Origin of the sequence: Streptomyces cucumeris (assembly GCF_024295805.1) — a bacterium.
Taxonomy (GTDB): domain Bacteria; phylum Actinomycetota; class Actinomycetes; order Streptomycetales; family Streptomycetaceae; genus Streptomyces; species Streptomyces cucumeris.
In genome coordinates, this window is record NZ_JANCLX010000018.1 from 129,222 (window position 1) to 145,417 (window position 16,196).

12 protein-coding genes are annotated in these 16,196 nt (G+C 71.8%); 3 read left to right on the forward strand and 9 right to left on the reverse strand.

The window, feature by feature from the left end:
• Window positions 1–140: 140 nt before the first annotated feature.
• The 3 genes from NMK44_RS25130 to NMK44_RS25140 form a co-directional block, all read right to left on the reverse strand.
• Entirely contained in the window at window positions 141–2,579 is a 2,439-nt protein-coding gene (locus NMK44_RS25130; RefSeq protein WP_254746907.1) for a tetratricopeptide repeat protein, read from the reverse strand.
• 89 nt (window positions 2,580–2,668) lie between these two features.
• On the reverse strand, window positions 2,669–2,977 hold the full coding sequence (locus NMK44_RS25135; protein WP_254746909.1) for an AzlD domain-containing protein: 309 nt from the start codon (window positions 2,975–2,977) through the stop codon (window positions 2,669–2,671).
• On the reverse strand, window positions 2,974–3,642 hold the full coding sequence (locus NMK44_RS25140) for an AzlC family ABC transporter permease (protein ID WP_254746910.1): 669 nt from the start codon (window positions 3,640–3,642) through the stop codon (window positions 2,974–2,976). Before NMK44_RS25140 ends, NMK44_RS25135 begins: the two co-directional genes overlap by 4 nt.
• Before the next feature lie 66 nt (window positions 3,643–3,708).
• Between NMK44_RS25140 and NMK44_RS25145 the strand changes: the two genes are divergently transcribed.
• The gene (locus NMK44_RS25145) at window positions 3,709–4,278 is read left to right on the forward strand and encodes a helix-turn-helix domain-containing protein (protein ID WP_254746912.1); all 570 of its coding nucleotides are present in this window, start codon (window positions 3,709–3,711) and stop codon (window positions 4,276–4,278) included.
• A gap of 43 nt (window positions 4,279–4,321) precedes the next feature.
• Here NMK44_RS25145 and NMK44_RS25150 read toward each other — a convergent pair whose 3' ends face one another.
• Window positions 4,322–5,098, reverse strand: coding sequence for an FHA domain-containing protein (locus NMK44_RS25150; RefSeq protein WP_254746913.1), 777 nt, complete (start codon window positions 5,096–5,098; stop codon window positions 4,322–4,324).
• Between the two features lie 35 nt (window positions 5,099–5,133).
• Window positions 5,134–7,017, reverse strand: coding sequence for a serine/threonine-protein kinase (locus tag NMK44_RS42115; protein ID WP_302888584.1), 1,884 nt, complete (start codon window positions 7,015–7,017; stop codon window positions 5,134–5,136).
• 359 nt (window positions 7,018–7,376) lie between these two features.
• Between NMK44_RS42115 and NMK44_RS25160 the strand changes: the two genes are divergently transcribed.
• Window positions 7,377–9,920: an ATP-dependent Clp protease ATP-binding subunit gene (locus NMK44_RS25160; protein WP_254746915.1), complete on the forward strand. Its 2,544-nt coding sequence runs from the start codon at window positions 7,377–7,379 to the stop codon at window positions 9,918–9,920.
• A gap of 46 nt (window positions 9,921–9,966) precedes the next feature.
• Here the strand turns inward: NMK44_RS25160 and NMK44_RS25165 are convergent, their stop codons facing one another.
• The gene (locus tag NMK44_RS25165) at window positions 9,967–11,133 is read right to left on the reverse strand and encodes a CapA family protein (protein ID WP_254746917.1); all 1,167 of its coding nucleotides are present in this window, start codon (window positions 11,131–11,133) and stop codon (window positions 9,967–9,969) included.
• Between the two features lie 436 nt (window positions 11,134–11,569).
• Here NMK44_RS25165 and NMK44_RS25170 point away from each other — a divergent pair, with 436 nt between their 5' ends.
• Window positions 11,570–12,298, forward strand: a complete 729-nt coding sequence (locus NMK44_RS25170) for a class I SAM-dependent methyltransferase (protein ID WP_254746919.1) — start codon at window positions 11,570–11,572, stop codon at window positions 12,296–12,298.
• Between the two features lie 166 nt (window positions 12,299–12,464).
• Here NMK44_RS25170 and NMK44_RS25175 read toward each other — a convergent pair whose 3' ends face one another.
• The 3 genes from NMK44_RS25175 to NMK44_RS25185 all read right to left on the reverse strand — a co-directional run bounded on the left by NMK44_RS25175 (window position 12,465) and on the right by NMK44_RS25185 (window position 15,533).
• Window positions 12,465–14,369 carry a Xaa-Pro dipeptidyl-peptidase gene (locus tag NMK44_RS25175; protein WP_254746921.1) on the reverse strand — a complete coding sequence of 635 codons (1,905 nt, stop codon included), beginning with the start codon at window positions 14,367–14,369 and terminating at the stop codon, window positions 12,465–12,467.
• Between the two features lie 133 nt (window positions 14,370–14,502).
• Entirely contained in the window at window positions 14,503–14,733 is a 231-nt protein-coding gene (locus NMK44_RS25180) for a DUF5988 family protein (protein WP_254746923.1), read from the reverse strand.
• A gap of 29 nt (window positions 14,734–14,762) precedes the next feature.
• Complete coding sequence (locus tag NMK44_RS25185) at window positions 14,763–15,533, reverse strand: AfsR/SARP family transcriptional regulator (protein WP_254746925.1); 771 nt, start codon at window positions 15,531–15,533, stop codon at window positions 14,763–14,765.
• Window positions 15,534–16,196: the final 663 nt, after the last annotated feature.

Below are 16,196 nucleotides of genomic sequence, written 5' to 3' on the forward strand. Positions count from 1 at the left end.
GGTCCACCAGGTCGACCAGGTCCACCGGACCGCGACAGTGGTGGGAGGTGACGATCCGCCCGGACCGGTGCCACGGTCCGCCGGCCCGGTTCCGTCGACCGTGGCCGGGACGGTGGCCACCCGCTCATACCGACAGGCCGTCATCCGCCGGTCCCTGACGGCCCGTTCGACAGGAGTCTCTCGCGCTGCGCCACGGCCCAGGCGTAGCCGGGATCCAGCGCCACGGCGCGCTCCAGGTCCGCCAGCGCCTCCGCGCGTCGGCCCAGGGCCTCCAGGGCCATCGCCCGGCTGCCCAGGGCCCATGCGTACCCGGGGTCGAGCGCGAGCGCACGGTCGTACTGCGCCACGGCCTCCTCATGACGGCCCGACAGCCGGTGGACCTCACCCCGCTGCCCCGCCGTGCCCGCCACCTCCGGCTCCAGCTCCTCCGCGCGGTCCAGATCCTCCAGCGCCCCCGCCACGTCCCCGGCCGCACCGCGCAGCCGCGCCCGCCGGACCAGGGCCCAGACATAGTCCCCGCGCAGCCCGATGGCCCGGTCGAAATCGGCCAGCGCCTCCTGTGCTCTGCCGAGCGCCGCCTTCGTCTGTCCCCGGCTGCCCCAGGCCACCGGATCCGCCGGATCGGCCTCGACCACGCGGTCCAGCCACTCCAGGGCCTCCTCGTGCCGCCGTGCCCTGCGGCAGGTCTCCCCGCGCTCGCGGGCGATCCAGGCCGCGCCCGGATCCAGGGCGTCCGCGCGGTCCAGCGCGGCCAGCGCGCCGTCGGTGTCCCCGGCGGCCCGATGGACCACCACACCGCCGAAACGGGCCCGTACACAGCCGGGGTCGAGGTCCAGGGCGCGCTCGAAGTCGGCCAGCGCCTCGTCGTACTCCTCGACCGAGCGGCGGTGCCAGCCGCGGACGACCAGCGCACCGACCCGGCCTGCGCGGTCCAGCTCCGCCCGGTCCAGCAGCAGGCCCATCACCTCGATCCCGCGCCGCCGTTCGTCCTCCAGCGCGGCGAGCGCGTCGCGCCCCCAGGCGCGCAGGGTCTCGTCACCGGAGTCCTCGCCCGCCTCCAGCAGGGTCCGCGCCCACGGCCGCGCGGCCTCCGGGCCCGCGTCACACGCGTCGATGCCGTCCCTGAGCACCCCCGGCAGCGCGGCCGCGGGCCGCGCGCACAACAGGTGGTAGGACTCCTCGAGGCGCGGTGCCCGCCATCGCTCCCGCAGCCATCGCTCCCGCTGCCACGGCTCCGCCGCGGGCTCCAGATCGGCGGCGGCCGTCTCCCGCCACCGCGCGAAGGACTCCGCGAGCCGGGTGTGGGCCGCGCTCCACCGCTGGGGCGAGCTGGTCCGGCGGAGCCTCAGCATGGGCGCGCGGACCACATCGTGATAGCGGATGTGCCCCGCGCGCCCGCTCACGAACGGCAGCGCGCGCAGCCGGCCGAACAGCTCCGCCGCGTCCTCGTCCCCGGACCGGGCGACGTTCCCGTCCAGGGCCACCCGGAACACGTCCTCGTCCAGCAGCCGCGGCAGCGCGCCCGCCAGGGCCGCGGACCGGCGCACCGGATCCCGCTCCCACTTCAGGAACCGCTCGACGGCCGAGGCGCTGGGGTCGTCCACCCCGTCCGGTCCACCCGCGTTCTCCGCGAGGGTGGACACCAGCACCGGCAACCGGCCCGACAGCCGCAGCACATCGCGCACCACCGGTTCATCGGTGATGCCCTTGGCGGCGAGCAGCTGCCGTGCCTCGGCGTCGGTGAACGGCTCCAGCGGCAGCTCCGCGACCACCTCGCTGAGATCCGCCCAGCAGCCGGGGTCGAGCCGGGTCTGGCCGGCGAGCACGATCACCGTGTTGTCGGGGAGGGAGCCGTACCGCTCGCTGGTGAGCAGGGTACGCAGCCACGGGTCGAGCAGCGGACCGGTGCGCTCGTAGGTGTCGAAGCACAGCACGACCCACGGTGCCGCGGCCGCCGCCTGGGACACCTCCCGCACCAGCAGCGGGGTGAGGGCCTGCACCGGGTCCAGCACCAGCTGGACGTCCTTGTGGTCGCGGAAGCGGGAGCTCAGCGCGGCCCGTACCCGATCGGTGCCCTGGGCGAGCGACACCGGATCGACCGCCCCCGCCAGCGCCCCGACCCCGGGCACCAGGCCCAGCCCCGCCAGCCCGGCCCGGGCCGCGGTGATGCCACCGGCGGTGGGTGCCACGGACTCGCCGTCCACCGGAATCGCCTCCGCCTCATGGCGGCGCTGCCGGTAGAGGGCCAGCTTCCGGTCCAGGGCGGTGCACATATGCCCCTGACGGCCGAACGCGGTGCTGATCGCGGCCATCGCCTCGACCACACCGTCGGCCGACTCGTCGACACGGGCGGTGAGGCCGCCGTACTCCTGACGGGCGGTCTGCTCGAACTGGCGCAGCAGCCAGGACTTGCCCACTCCCGCGTTGCCGTGGACGTGGAAGACGAAGCGGTGCCGCTCGTCGTCCGGTGGCAGGCCGAAGTTGGCGCGGAACGCGTCCAGTTCGCCGCGCCGCCCCACGAACCCCGCGCCCCGGCGCCGCTGGATCAACTCCTGCATCGACGGCCGTGCCTGCCCCATCGCCCCTCCTCACCGTCCTGCCCCAGTCTGCCAGCCGCGTCCGACAACGGGCCCGTCCCGCCGCTCCGTTGCGACCGGCCGGAGCACCGTCACGGGACCCCGGCCAGGCGCAGCAGCGCGGTGGTGAGGGCCGCCGCGGCCACGATCACCATGAACGGGGCCTTCCGCCAGGCCAGTACGGCCGCCGTCAGCACACCCGCCGGCCGGGCCCAGCCCGCGAAGCCCTGCCCCTGGGTCAGGGCCGCCGTGGCCAGCAGGGCGACCAGCAGGACAGCGGCGCCGACCGAGAGCAGCCGTCGCATGTCGGCGGAGGGCTGGAAGCGGCCGTGCAGCAGCGGACCGGCCAGCCGGAAGGCGTAGGTCCCCACGGCCAGCAGCGCGACGGCGACGAGGGTCATGACGGCCTCCCGGCGGTGAGCACTCCGGCGAGGGCGAGCAGCACCGGCAGCCCCGGGGGCAGGAACGGCGTGGCGGCCAGCGCCAGGGCGGCGCCGGTGAGCACGGCGCGACGGGTACGGGGATCCCGCAGAGCGGGCACGGTGAGGGCGAGCAGTACGGCCGGATACGCGGCGTCGAGGCCCAGCGCGCCGGGATCGCCCAGCGCGGTCCCGACGAGTGACCCGGCCAGCACACCCAGGTTCCAGGTGATGAAGAGGGTCAGCCCGGAGAGCCGGAACGTGGTCCGGCGGCGCGCCGGATCGTCCTCGGCGAGGGCGAAGGCGGCCGTTTCGTCGGTGATCAGATGCGCGCCGAGCATCCGGGCGGCGCGGCCGGACCCGAGGGAGTCGGTGAGGGCCAGACTGAAGGGCACCGTGCGGGTGTTGAGCAGCAGCCCGGTGGCCGCCGCCGCGAGGGGACTGCCGCCCGCCAGCAGTACGCCGACCGCGCTGAACTGGGCGGCGCCCGCGAAGACGACGAGTGACATCACCACGGGCAGCCACGCGGGCAGGCCCCCGGCGACCGTGATGGCACCGAAGGAGGCGCCGATGACACCGTCGGCGAGACAGACCATGGCCACGTCCCGCAGGAGACGGGGATCGTATGTTCGGTAGAGCGAACGCATGTTTTCTACAATGGACACGTGGGAAGATGTTCGTCAAGGCGAACGAAAGTACTTCTGGAGCGAACGATGACTGATGGTGCCTCCCCGCCGCGCCTGCCCCTGGACCGGATTGCCACGTCACTGCGCCGCGAGCGCACCCGGGCCGGGATCTCCCTCTCCGAGCTGGCCAAACGCGCCGGGATCGCGAAGTCCACGCTGTCCCAGCTCGAATCAGGGACCGGGAACCCCAGCGTGGAGACGCTGTGGGCGCTCGGTGTGGCGCTCGATGTGCCGCTCAGCGCCCTGGTCGATCCGCCGCGCCCCGCCGTCCAGCTGATCCGTGCGGGCGAGGGCCCTTCCGTGCCCTCCGAGCAGGCCGACTACCGTGCCACCCTGCTCTCCGCGAGTCCGCCGGGCGCCCGGCGGGATGTGTACCTCGTGCAGGTGGAGCCGGGGTCCGCACGGGAGTCCGACCCTCATATGCCGGGCACCGTCGAGCATCTGATCGTCGGGACCGGCCGGGTGCTGGCCGGGCCGGAGGACGAGCCGGTGGAGCTCGCGGCCGGGGACTACCTGTCGTACCCGGGCGATGTACCGCACCTCTGCCGGGCTCTGGAGCCGGGCACCACCTGCGTCATGATCGTGCAGCATCTGTGAGCACAGACCGGTGCCGTGGCGGTGCGCCCGGGCGGCGGTGGGCTCAGCCGGGGAATTCGTCCTCGATCAGCTCCAGGTCCGGCGGTACCAGCGTCGTGGAGTCCACCAGCCCCCTGAGCAGGTTGTGCAGGAGGGTGTGATCGCTCGGCCCTGCGCCCTCCTGCTCCCGCACCACCGGATGGGGGAAGTCGCCGCCCTTGGACAGCCGGTGGCGCACCGCCTCCACCTTGTGCTCGATCCGGCGCCTGGACCACTTCTCGGCCGGGCGCACACAGGCGAGTTCGGCCGCCGCCTCCCGGTACGACAGGGGGCGCGGCTCCGTCTCGTAGAGCAGGTAGCGCTGTCCCAGCACCACCAGGACCAGCCGTTCGTCCTCCTCCAGCGGCCACCGCCTGGGAGGCACGGTGATGGCTGCGTGACGGGCCACCATTCCCTCGTCGCCGTGGTCGGTCACATATAACTCGACCAGGTGTTCCCGGGGTCCCGAACCCTGGACGAACAGCGGGGTGTACCCGGTGGCGAGCGGGTAGGGCTCGGTGCTGGTGTGCATCATCCGGCCCCGGGGCAGCCGCAGCAGCTGCTGTCCGGTGTTCCGCAGCCACCACTGGCGATCGTGGTAGCTCAGTTCGCCGTGGCGGCGGCTGACCCGCAGGTCGTCCTCGCCGACGCGCAGATCGACCTCCGGCTCACCGCCGCGGCCGAAGCGGATGGTCGCACCCGGCCGTGGTGCCACCGCGAGACCGCCGGTGACCGAACGGGCGTGCAGGGTGCCCGGCCGGGAGGGAGTGACACCGTGGGCGAGGCTCCGGGGGTGGTTCATCCTGGCTCTCCTTGGCGATCGGATCCGTGGCGGTGTCAGGCCGGGCGCAGTGCCGCGGCGGCCGAGCGGGTCAGCTGCCGGGCCGTGGCGCACAGTTCGTCCGGGGCGGACTCCCCGGCCACCACCAGGTGGAGCGTCTCGACCGCCTTCTCACCGTTCTCGTCCACGTAGGAGCGGTACACCAGCCGGGCCAGACAGGTCCCGTCGCCGTCCCCCTCCGGTTCGACGAACGCGTGGTAGCCGCGGAACAGAGCCGGGGTGCCGTCCTCGCCGTCCAGTGGCCGGCCGCGGTCGAACCGCAGATCCACCGAGAGGTCCCGGGTACTGCTGGACCAGTCGCAGTCCCACCCCGCGTACCCGACGTCCGGGTCGTCCGCGTCGATACCGGGGACGACCTCCAGGGCGGCGGGATCCAGCAGCTCACAGGCGTGCTTCCGGGCCAGCGAGGTGGCGGGGAGCTCCGGTGAACGACGGGCGATCCCTCCCCGGTTGAGCGCCGCCACCGCGGTGTCGGTGGCTGTGTCGGCGATGGCGCACAGCGGCGCACGGCCGGACTCGACCTGTTTCGCGGCCACCCGTACGAAGGAGTCGTCCTCCCCGGAGACGACCAGTGTCCGTTCACAGGTCTCGCCGTCGGGCCGGTCCTTGATGATCCTGACGTTCCCGACCGACTTCACCGAGCCGGTCAGTTCGGGCGGCGGCCCGTGATCGAAGTCCACGGTCGTGTCCACGACGCCCTTCCCGTCCGATGTCACCAGTACATCGCAGCGGTCGAAGTTGCCGTAGTCCCGGTCGAGTTCGGTGTCCCCGTAGCGGCGCAGTGCCGGGGCGTCGGTCAGCGCGCACGGATCGGCCGTGGCCGGGTTGCCGAACACCGGCCCGCTCTTCCGGTGCTCATCCGCGCGGCCGCCCGAGGTGAACGGGTTGGACGGATTGAGCGGGGTGAGGGGAAGGGCGACCGCGAGCGCCACCGTGGCCGCGCCGACGGCGGTACGCCGGGGGTGCTGCCGGACGAGCCTGATCAGGCGGCCGCCCCCGTGGTCGCCGCCTCCGTGGTCGTCGCCTCCGTGGTCGTCGGCCGCGCCGGTGGCCGGGAGGGTGGTGACGGTGCGGAGGTCGGCCAGGCCGGGCAGGGCGTCGATGTCCCCGGCGGCGTCCTCCAGCAGGGCGCGGACCTCGTCGGCGCCGGGCCGACCGGCCGGATCGGTGCACAGCATCGCCGCGAGCACCGCGCCCAACGGGCCCAGGTCGCTGTCCGGTTCGGGGACCCCGGCCCCGCCGTCGGCGGACTCCGGCAGGGCCACGGTGCTCTGCGCTCCGGCTCGCGGATCCCCGCCGCCGCGGCCGGGAGGGCCTCCGGTGACCAGCGCGTACAGCGTGGCGCCCAGCGAGAACACATCGGACACGGGTTCGGGACGGCCCCGTACGACCTCGGGCGCGGCATAGGCGGGGGTGTAGCCGACCGCGGTGTTCGGGGTGATGGACTTCCGGCCACCGTGCCGGTAGGCGGTGCCGAAGTCGGTCAGCTTGGCCGAGCCGCCCTCGGTGACCACGATGTTCCCCGGCTTGATGTCGCAGTGCACGATGCCCTCACGATGCAGGACGGCGAGTGCGTCCGCGATCTGTGTGCCGACACGGGCGGCGAGCCCGGGCGGCACCGGCGGCCATGTGTCCAGGCTCCCGCCGCGTACGAACTCCAGCACCAGCCACGAGGTGGGGCGGTTGCGCCTGCCCGTGCGGACCGCGTCGTACAGGGTGACGACATGCGGATGACTGAACCGGGCCAGTGCCCGGGCCTCGGCCCGTAACCGGTCGAAGGCGAGGGCGCCGCCGTCCTCGAGCACGGTGCGCTTCAGCACCACCCGGCGGCCCAACTCCTTGTCGTACGCGGGCCAGACCTCGCCCATCCCGCCGCGCATGGGTTGCTTCCCGAGCCGGTACCGCCCACCGACTTCCTCCCCTGAGCGCACCGTGGCTCCCCCTCACCCATGATCGGATCTCCGCTGCGGACAGCGCGCGGATCAACCTAGTGGGTGAGGGGAGCGGGGGTCCGGCGCTTACGCACGGTGCAACCCTGATTCACACTCCGCTCACATCGTCACCATGTGTGCGGAGATCATGGGCAGAGCGCGACGGACTCGCCTCGTCCATCATGCCCACGACAGAGTCGCCCATGCGCGGCGGATACGCGACCCCGAGGGCGGCGCGGCTCCCTCGGTGCGGCCACGGTGCACCCGGACGGCGGGTCAGAGACGGCAATCACCCGTAAAGTGGTGATATGGGCAGCGGCAACGACGGCCCTGATGACTTCGGGCCAGACCCCTTGGGCGATTTCCTCGCGCGCTTCCTCGGAACCGGGCCGGCCGGGCAGCGGGCCGACTCGCGCCATGTCGACTTCGGCCGGCTGATGAGTGAGACGGCGCGCAACCTGGTCTCCTCCGCCGCGTCCTACGCGGCCGAGCACGGCAGTACCGACCTGGACACCGAGCATCTGCTGCGGGCGGCCCTCCTCGCGGAGCCCACCCGCACGATGGTCTCCCGCGCCGGAGCCGACCCCGACCGGCTCGCCGAGCAGATCGACCGGGAGGCGGGGGAGGGGCCACCGCGCAACTCGGTCGCCGTCACCCCTGCCGTCAAGCGGGCGCTGCTCGACGCGCACGAGGTGGCCCGGTCCCGGGGGTCCTCGTACATCGGCCCCGAACACGTGCTGATCGCGCTGGCCGGCAACCGGGACTCCACCGCGGGCCAGATCCTCAACGCCGCCCGCTTCGAACCCCGGCCCGGCCCCCAGGGCGGTCTCCAGGGCGGTCTCGCGGCCGGAGCGGGTCCGGCGGACCAGCGGCCCGTCCTGGACCGCCGGGCGAACACCCCCACCCTCGACCGGTTCGGCCGCGATCTGACCGAGATGGCCCGCGAGGGCCGTATCGACCCGGTGATCGGCCGGGACGAGGAGATCGACCAGAGCATCGAGGTGCTCGCCCGCCGGGGCAAGAACAACCCCGTGCTCATCGGTGAGGCAGGGGTCGGCAAGACCGCCGTCGTGGAGGGACTGGCCCAGCGGATCGCCGACGCCGACGTACCGGACATCCTGCTCGGCCGCCGGGTCATCCAGCTCGACTTCGCGGGCATCGTGGCGGGCACCCGTTTCCGCGGTGACTTCGAACAGCGGCTCACCGGCATCATCGACGAGATCCGCGCCAACTCCGACGAGTTGATCATCTTCATCGACGAGCTGCACACCGTCGTGGGCGCGGGAGGCGGCTCCGAGGGCGGCTCGATGGACGCCAGCAACCTCCTGAAGCCCGCGCTCGCCCGCGGTGAACTCCACGTCATGGGTGCGAGCACACTCCAGGAGTACCGCCAGTACATCGAGAAGGACGCCGCGCTCGCCCGCCGCTTCCAGCCCATCATGGTCCCCGAGCCCACCACCGCCTCCGCCGTGTCGATCCTGCACGGGCTGCGCGACCGCTACGAGGCCCACCACCAGGTCCGCTACACCGACGAGGCGCTGTTCGCGGCCGTCGAACTCGCCGACCGCTATCTCACCGACCGCTTCCTGCCCGACAAGGCCATCGACCTGATGGACCAGGCGGGCGCCCGGGTCCGGCTGCGCTCCAGCGCCCGGGGCACCGATCTGCGCGCCCTGGAGCGCGAGGTCGAGCAGCTCACCCGGGACAAGGACCAGGCCGTCGCCTCCGAGCAGTACGAACGCGCCACCTCGCTGCGCGACCGGATCGCCGAACTGGGCGCCCGGATCACCGAAGGCTCCGGCACCCAGTTCCACGGCACCCGTGTCGCCGAGGTGACCGTCGAGGACGTCGCGGACATCGTCTCCCGGCAGACCGGGATCCCCGTCAGCAGCCTCACCCAGGAGGAGCGGGACCGGCTGCTCGGCCTGGAGGAACACCTCCACCAGCGGGTCATCGGCCAGGAGGAGGCGGTCTCCGCCGTGGCCGACGCCGTACTGCGCTCCCGCGCCGGTCTCGCCGACCCCGACCGGCCCAGCGGCAGCTTCCTCTTCCTCGGCCCCACCGGCGTCGGCAAGACCGAACTCGCCCGCGCCCTGGCCGAGGCGCTCTTCGGCAGCGAGGACCGGATGGTCCGCCTCGATATGAGCGAGTACCAGGAGAAGCACACCGTCAGCCGTCTCATCGGCGCCCCGCCCGGCTACGTGGGCCATGACGAGGCGGGACAGCTGACCGAGGCGGTGCGCCGCCAGCCCTACTCCCTGGTACTGCTGGACGAGGTGGAGAAGGCGGACCCGGACGTGTTCAACATCCTGCTCCAGGTCCTCGACGACGGCAGGCTCACCGACGCCCAGGGCCGCACCGTGGACTTCAAGAACACCGTCATCGTGATGACCAGCAACCTCGGCTCCGAGGCCATCACCGGCCGCGGCGCCGTCCTCGGCTTCGGCGGCGGGGACGAGGAGTCCGACGAGGACGCCCGCAGGGAGCGGGTGCTGCGGCCGCTGCGCGAACACTTCCGCCCCGAGTTCCTGAACCGCGTCGACGAGACCGTCATCTTCCGCCGTCTCGCCGATGAGCAGCTCCGCCAGATCACCGATGTGCTGCTGGAGGAGACCCGGCGCAGACTGCGCGCCCAGGACGTCCCCGTCGACTTCACCCCGGCCGCCGTGGACTGGCTCGCCCAGCGCGGGCACCAGCCGGAGTACGGCGCCCGGCCGCTGCGCCGCACGATCCAGCGCGAGGTCGACAACCCGCTCTCACGGATGCTGCTCGGCGGTACCCTGCGCCCGCACAGCCGGGTCGAAGTGGATGTGGAGGACGGCAAGCTGGCGTTCCACACCCAGGGCGGCTGAGGCCGTCGACGGTGACGGGCCCCGGCCGCCGGGTGTCAGCGGTGGCTCAACGCCCCATGGCGAGCCCGTCCTTCTTGGCGCCCCGGCTGAGCACCGCCTCCTGGATGGTGCTCAGCGCGCTGGTCCAGCCGCCGTCGCCGGGGCTCCTCTCCAGTGCGCGGGGCAGGTTCACCAGCGAGATCGGGTCGTTGTCCACCGCGTGCGGGATGTACTCCGCCTTCTTCACCCGCCACGCCTTGCCCTCGCCGGAGGGCGGGGAGAAGGTGAAGCGGGCCGCCGAGCCCATCTGGCCGCGCTTGTCGCCCATCACACCCGCGATCTGGTCACCCATGCCGTACACCACCCAGGTGCCGTTCACCTTCTCGTACGCCTGCGGGATATGGGCGTGGGTGCCGAGGATGAGGTCGATGTCCCGGCGCCCGCCGTCGGTGGACGCGGTGAGCTTCCTGGCCAGCGAGAGCTGGAGCTTGTCCGGGGCCTGCTGCCACTCGGTGCCCCAGTGCACACTGACCACGACCACATCGGCACCGGCCCGTCGGGCGGCCCGTGCGTCCTTGACGATCCTCTTGGGGTCGATGACGTTCACCAGCCACGGCTTGCCGTCCGGTACCGGGATGCCGTTGGTGCCGTAGGTGTACGCGAGCTGCGCCACCTTGGCGCCGCCCGCCTCCATCAGGGCCGGGCGGTGGCTCTCGGCGGCCGAGCGCGCCGATCCGGCGTGCTTGAGCCCCGCGCGGTCCATCGCGTCGAGGGTGCGCACCACACCGTCCGTTCCGGCGTCCAGGGTGTGGTTGGACGCGGTGGAGCAGGAGTCGTAGCCGAGCTTCCTGACGGCCGAGGCGAGTTGGGGCGGGGTCTTGAAGGTGGGATAGCCGGTGTACGGGCCCTCGTCGGCGCCGTAGACCGTCTCCATGTGGCAGATCGCCAGGTCGGCCCGGGCGACGATGGGGGCCGCCGCGGCGATCATGCGCCGGAAGTCATAGCCCGTGCCGCCCGCGTCCGCCTTGGCCTGACGGATGACCGAGTCATGGACCAGCAGATCACCGGTGGCCACCAGGGTGAAGTCCTTGGCTGGCTCCCTCTGCGCGGCCGCGGCCGACTTCGAGGGCTTCTCCTCGGCTTCCGGGGCGTCGGACGTGCCGCCGCACGCGGTGACGGTGCCGAACAGCGCGACGGCGAGGATCGCCGTCCTAGGGCGTCGGTGAGAGGACACGGTTCACTCCGCACTCGTATGGGGGTATATCAGTCGGATTGTCATATTTATATGCACGGAGGAGGGGGTCCTTGCGGAACGGTGCGGAGCTTCACCGGATCGGCGGACCAGAAGCACTCGACCGACCAGGGGCCGGCGGCGGCCGCGCGAGGGTGGACCGGCGGTGGCGGATGATGTTCCGGCCACCTTCTGGCCGGATCGAACCACCCCTATTTCCAGGCCCTTTGATGGTGCGCCGCGCGTCCGGCTGGGATCATGACGGTGCGGCCCCACCGTCAGGGGTCCCGGGGGAGGACGTGCCCATGCAGGTCGGCAGGCCCAGCAGCACCGCCCGTGCCGCCGCGGCGCTCCGCGCGGCCCATCAGGAGCTGGAAGGGGGCCGGGTGTTCCCGGACCCACTGGCCCTGCCCCTCCTCGGTGCCGACGCCGCGACCCGGTGGTCGAGGCGGCCTTCCGGCCCGAGCGGGAGGACGTCCGGCTGACGGTGGCCGCCCGCGCCCGTTTCGCCGAGGACGCGGTCGGCGCGGCCGTGGCGCGCGGGGTACGGCAGTGCGTGGTGCTGGGCGCGGGTCTGGACACCTTCGGCTGCCGCAATCCGTACGGCTCCGCGGGTCTGCGGGTGTTCGAGGTGGACCATCCCGCGACCCAGGAGTGGAAGCGGCACCGGCTGGCCGAATCCGGGATCGCCGTACCCCCGTCCCTGACCTTCGCACCGGTCGACTTCGAGCGGTCGGGACCGGCCGACGGACTGCGTGCGGTGGGCTTCGACCAGGGGCGTCCGGCGTTCTTCCTCTGGCTGGGCGTGGTGCCGTATCTGACCCGCGCGGCCGTCTTCGCCACTCTCGGTTTCATCGCGGGGCTGCCCACCGGATCCGGAGTGGTCTTCGACTACGGAGAGCCACCGGAGTCACTGGCGCCGGAGCAGCGTGCCGTACATGAGCAACGCGCCGACTGGGCGGCCCGGGCCGGTGAACCGTTCCTCAGCCACTTCGCACCGGAGGAGCTGCGGGCGGCCCTCCGTGACCTGGGCTTCTCAACGGTCGAGGACATCCGCTACGGCGATCTCGCCGCCCGCTACACGGAGGTGGCCGGACCGGACGCGGCCGGGGCGCCACCGGACCTGGGCGCCCATGTGGTGCACACCTGGAGGGGTGGGGTCCGGTGAGGCCCTAGCCCGGCTCGAACGCCGGTCTCCATGATGAGAGGGACCCGCATGATGGGAGGGACCCGCCATCCGCCACGCAGCCGTCGCAGGGGGAGGCCCGAGCCCCCTCGGGCTCGGGCCTCATCGGCGTGGTCCTGGTGTGTCCCTCCGGGGTGCGCCCCCTTGGTCAACGCCGCTTCGCGGTGAGCGCGTTGGCGCCGTTCGCCGTGGTCACCGGTACGGTGATCCGGCTGGCGCCCAGGTCCACCGTCACCTTGGCCGCAGTCGGGTCCTCGAAGTAGAGGAAGTCGGCGTCGGTGCCGCCGATGACCAGCCCCAACCGGTGTCCCGGCTTGAGGCGGTAGTCGTTCGGCAGGGTCCGCCAGGTGATGCGGGCGTACTCCCCGGGGGTCATCGGATCGGGAGTGCCGGCCGAGTGGCGGTTCTGCGCGTCCATCCAGCCACGGGCGATCACCTCGAACGGCTTGGTGGCCGTCACCGACGCGGTCTTCCGGTAGCAGGCGTCGTCCTGGGCGGTGCTCTCACCGTGGCAGGACTCCTCGGAGAGTCCCCGGAGACCGTCGTGGATCCCGTTCTGCGGGTCGTTCCGCGCCCAGTCGATCCGTTCGTCCTCGCCGTAGTCGACCAGCAGGGCGGTGAGGTTCGACGTCGGCTTGTCCAGGGAGACGCGCAGGTCCACGGTGGGCGTGCCGGACAGCCGTACCGCATGCGGCAACGGCGGGGTGACGAACGCCAGCCGCCCGGGCCGCGCCGTCGAGGGGTCGGCACTCAGCTCCGCCTCGCTCAGCTTGAGGTCCGTGAAGGACCCGGTGCCCTGGGCGGCCTGGGGCGAGAGCGAGCCGTCGGACGCGGGCCGCAGCGACACCGAGGAGGTGTGGGCGGGCCAGTCGGCCTGTGTGGTCCAGTTCTCCGGCCCCGTCTGGAGGTCGACCCGGGGCTCGTCCATGATCCCGTTCTGGAGACCGTAGAGCCAGTGGTCGAACCAGCGGTGCACGGTGGACACCCACTGCGCCCGCCGTCCGGGCCAGTCGAAGGGATCGGTGTGCCCGTAGCGTCCGAGCCACAGCTTGCGCGGCACATCGCGCTGTGCCAGCGGTGCCCACCAGTTGGCGAACTGGTCGATGCGCACGTTGTAGTCGTTGACATCGTGGACCGCGAACACACTGGCACGGACCTTGCCCGCCTCGGGCGCGGGGGGCGCCAGGTAGTTGCGCTCGTGCCAGTAGGCGTTGTAGTTGCCGGTGGCGTCGTCCTCACCGGCGGCGAGCGCGTCACGGACCGCCTGGCACTTGGTGTCGGGGTCGGCGTCCAGCTCACCGGCCAGCCAGGGGCCGAAGCCGTTCCAGTGTTTGGCGCCGTTGTGACGGGCGAAGTCGTACCACGAACTGATCGCCGATATCGGGACGATGGTCTCCAAGCCCTCCACTCCGGTCCCGGCCACCGCGTTGGCGAGGGTGCCCTCGAAGGAGTGACCGATCATCCCGGCCTTGCCGGTGGACCAGGTGGCCTTGACCTCGCTGCCGTCCGCCCGGTACGCCTTCGCGCGTCCGCCGAGCCAGTCCACGGCCGACTTCGCCGCCGCCACGTCGGAGGGTCCGCCGACCGTCGGGCAGCCGTCCGATCTGCCCGTTCCAGTGGAGTCGACATCCACGACGGCATAGCCGCGCGGTACGAAGTAGTTGTCGTAGAACAGCGGGAAGTCCACCGGGTTGCCCTGGGTGTCCCAGGACTTCTTCTCCGCCTCGAAGCCACGGCCGACGGTGTCGCTGTAGGGGCTGGACATCATGATGGTCGGCACCTTGAGCCCCCGCTCCGTCTCCCTGGGACGGATGATGTCGACGCCGGCCCGGTCCTTGTGCCCGTCCCCGTCGCTGTCGACGGGGGTCTGGACCATGATGTGCTCGCGGACGGCGTCCTGGTAGGAGAAGACCGGCTGGGTGCGGCCGTTGGCCACGCCGGCCGACGGTGCGGCCGGGGTGCGGGCCGCCGCCGGTCCGGCGGGCAGGGTGGCGAGGGACGTCGCTATCGCGAGCGCGGCGATCACGACCCCCCGCCATCGTGGGGTGAGCACGCGGACCTCCTGGTCGCTGGGAACGTCGACGGGCCGCCGAGAAACCGACGGATGTCGTCCGGGACGTACGGGCGGACACCAGCGGTCCGGCCCGGGGACAGCCGCCGACGGCTGTCCCCGGGCCGGAGGGGTGCTATTCCGCGATCTTCGTCCGCCCTGTCCAGCGGAAGGTCGCGGGGGTGAAGTCATCCGCGCCGCCGACGAGTTCGAAGTGCTCGTACCCATCACGGTGCTGGATCTTGAGTCTTCCGGAGTCGAGGGTCGACCGCACGGCCTGGTGAGCCCGTGGCAGGTCGTCCGGACCGCCCTCGAGCAGGATGTCGACCTCGGTTGCGCCGGTCAGGAAACCGACCTGTTCATTCATACATCCCCCTTTGTCCGTCCGCGGATTGCCTACGCGGGGACCTGAAGTTCAAGCCGGTCATCCGAGGTGAGGATGGCCCGCTGCATGTCCTGGAGGGCCCGGCAGGGCTCCAGTCCGAGTTCTTCGTTGAGCGTCTTGCGCGCGGCCTGGTAGACGTGCAGGGCATCCGCCCGGCGTCCGCAGCGGTAGAGCGCCAGCATCAACTGGCGGTGCAGCGCTTCCCGCAAGGGATGCTCGGTGGTCAGCTGGTACAGATCGCTGACCAGTTCGCGATGGCGGCCGAGCATAAGGCGGGAATCCGTCAGCATCTCGACGCACTCCAGACGGGCCTCTTTCAACCAGGTCTGAAATCCCTCGAGGATCGGACCGCGGCAAACGTCGTCCAGCAGCGGGTCACGCCAGAGGTCGAGTGCGGATTCGAAGCTGGTGGTCGCCTGCTTGTAGCGGCCTTCCCGGAGGTGGTCCCGGCCTTCGCCCACCAGGCGTTCGAAACAATGGAAGTCGAGTTCGTCGGACCCCAGTTGCAGGACATATCCGGGGGTCCGGGTCTGTACCGGGCTTTCGCTCCGGCACGGGCGGCGCAGAAACTTGCGAATCTGCGAGACATATACGTGGAGTCCGGCGATGGCCCGCCGCGGCGGGTCCTCTCCCCAGATCTCCGCGATGAGCTGGTCGATGGGAACCACCTGGTCGGCGCGGACCAGAAGGACGGTCAGCAGGACCTCGATCTTTCGGGCCCTGATGGTTAATTTCTTCTCCCCCTCGACCACCCGGAGAGGCCCCATGATCTCATATCGCACAGTACGTCCCATCCCAGTGGCCGACGGGTGCGGTGGGCATGCGGGCGGGGCGGTCTCTGGCGTGCCGTTCCGGCCGCGGACCCGGGCCGCCCGGGCGGTGTGCCGGTCTGCCGGCCCCGGGGCCGCGCAGCCCCGGGGGGGATGGGAAGAAGCGGGAAACCGCCGAGCCGCCCACGTGTGAAAGGTGGTCCCGGTGTGCCTCGTGGCACGGAGACGGACGGTGCCGCCGGACCCACGGAGTCACCTCGTTCGCGACTGCCATTACTCACCCCTCATTTATCGCGGACCTGCCGGTGATGGAGAGAACGGACGAGTCCGATGTGCCACGGCAGGTGCCCCAAAGTCGTCAACGCGTCCTATGACTATCCACCCCGCCTTGAATCCGGATATAAGCATCCTCGAGGCGTCGTCCCCGGTTCGAGACAATACGGGGCTCTCGTTGGCGGGGACAACCGTGCGATACGAGATCTTGACGCCGTTCCGCATGGTCGGTACGGATCGGATTTCTTCTCGAGCATTTCCGGAAGATCGGGGTCCGGATTTCTTGGATCCCACGGTGTTGCGGTCCGCGAAGAGAGTACGCGGACCGCAACGGCCGGGACAAGCGCCTTCAACGAGATCTAGGGGTGTGGTTCGGCTGGGGGGGGGGGGGTTATGCCTGAA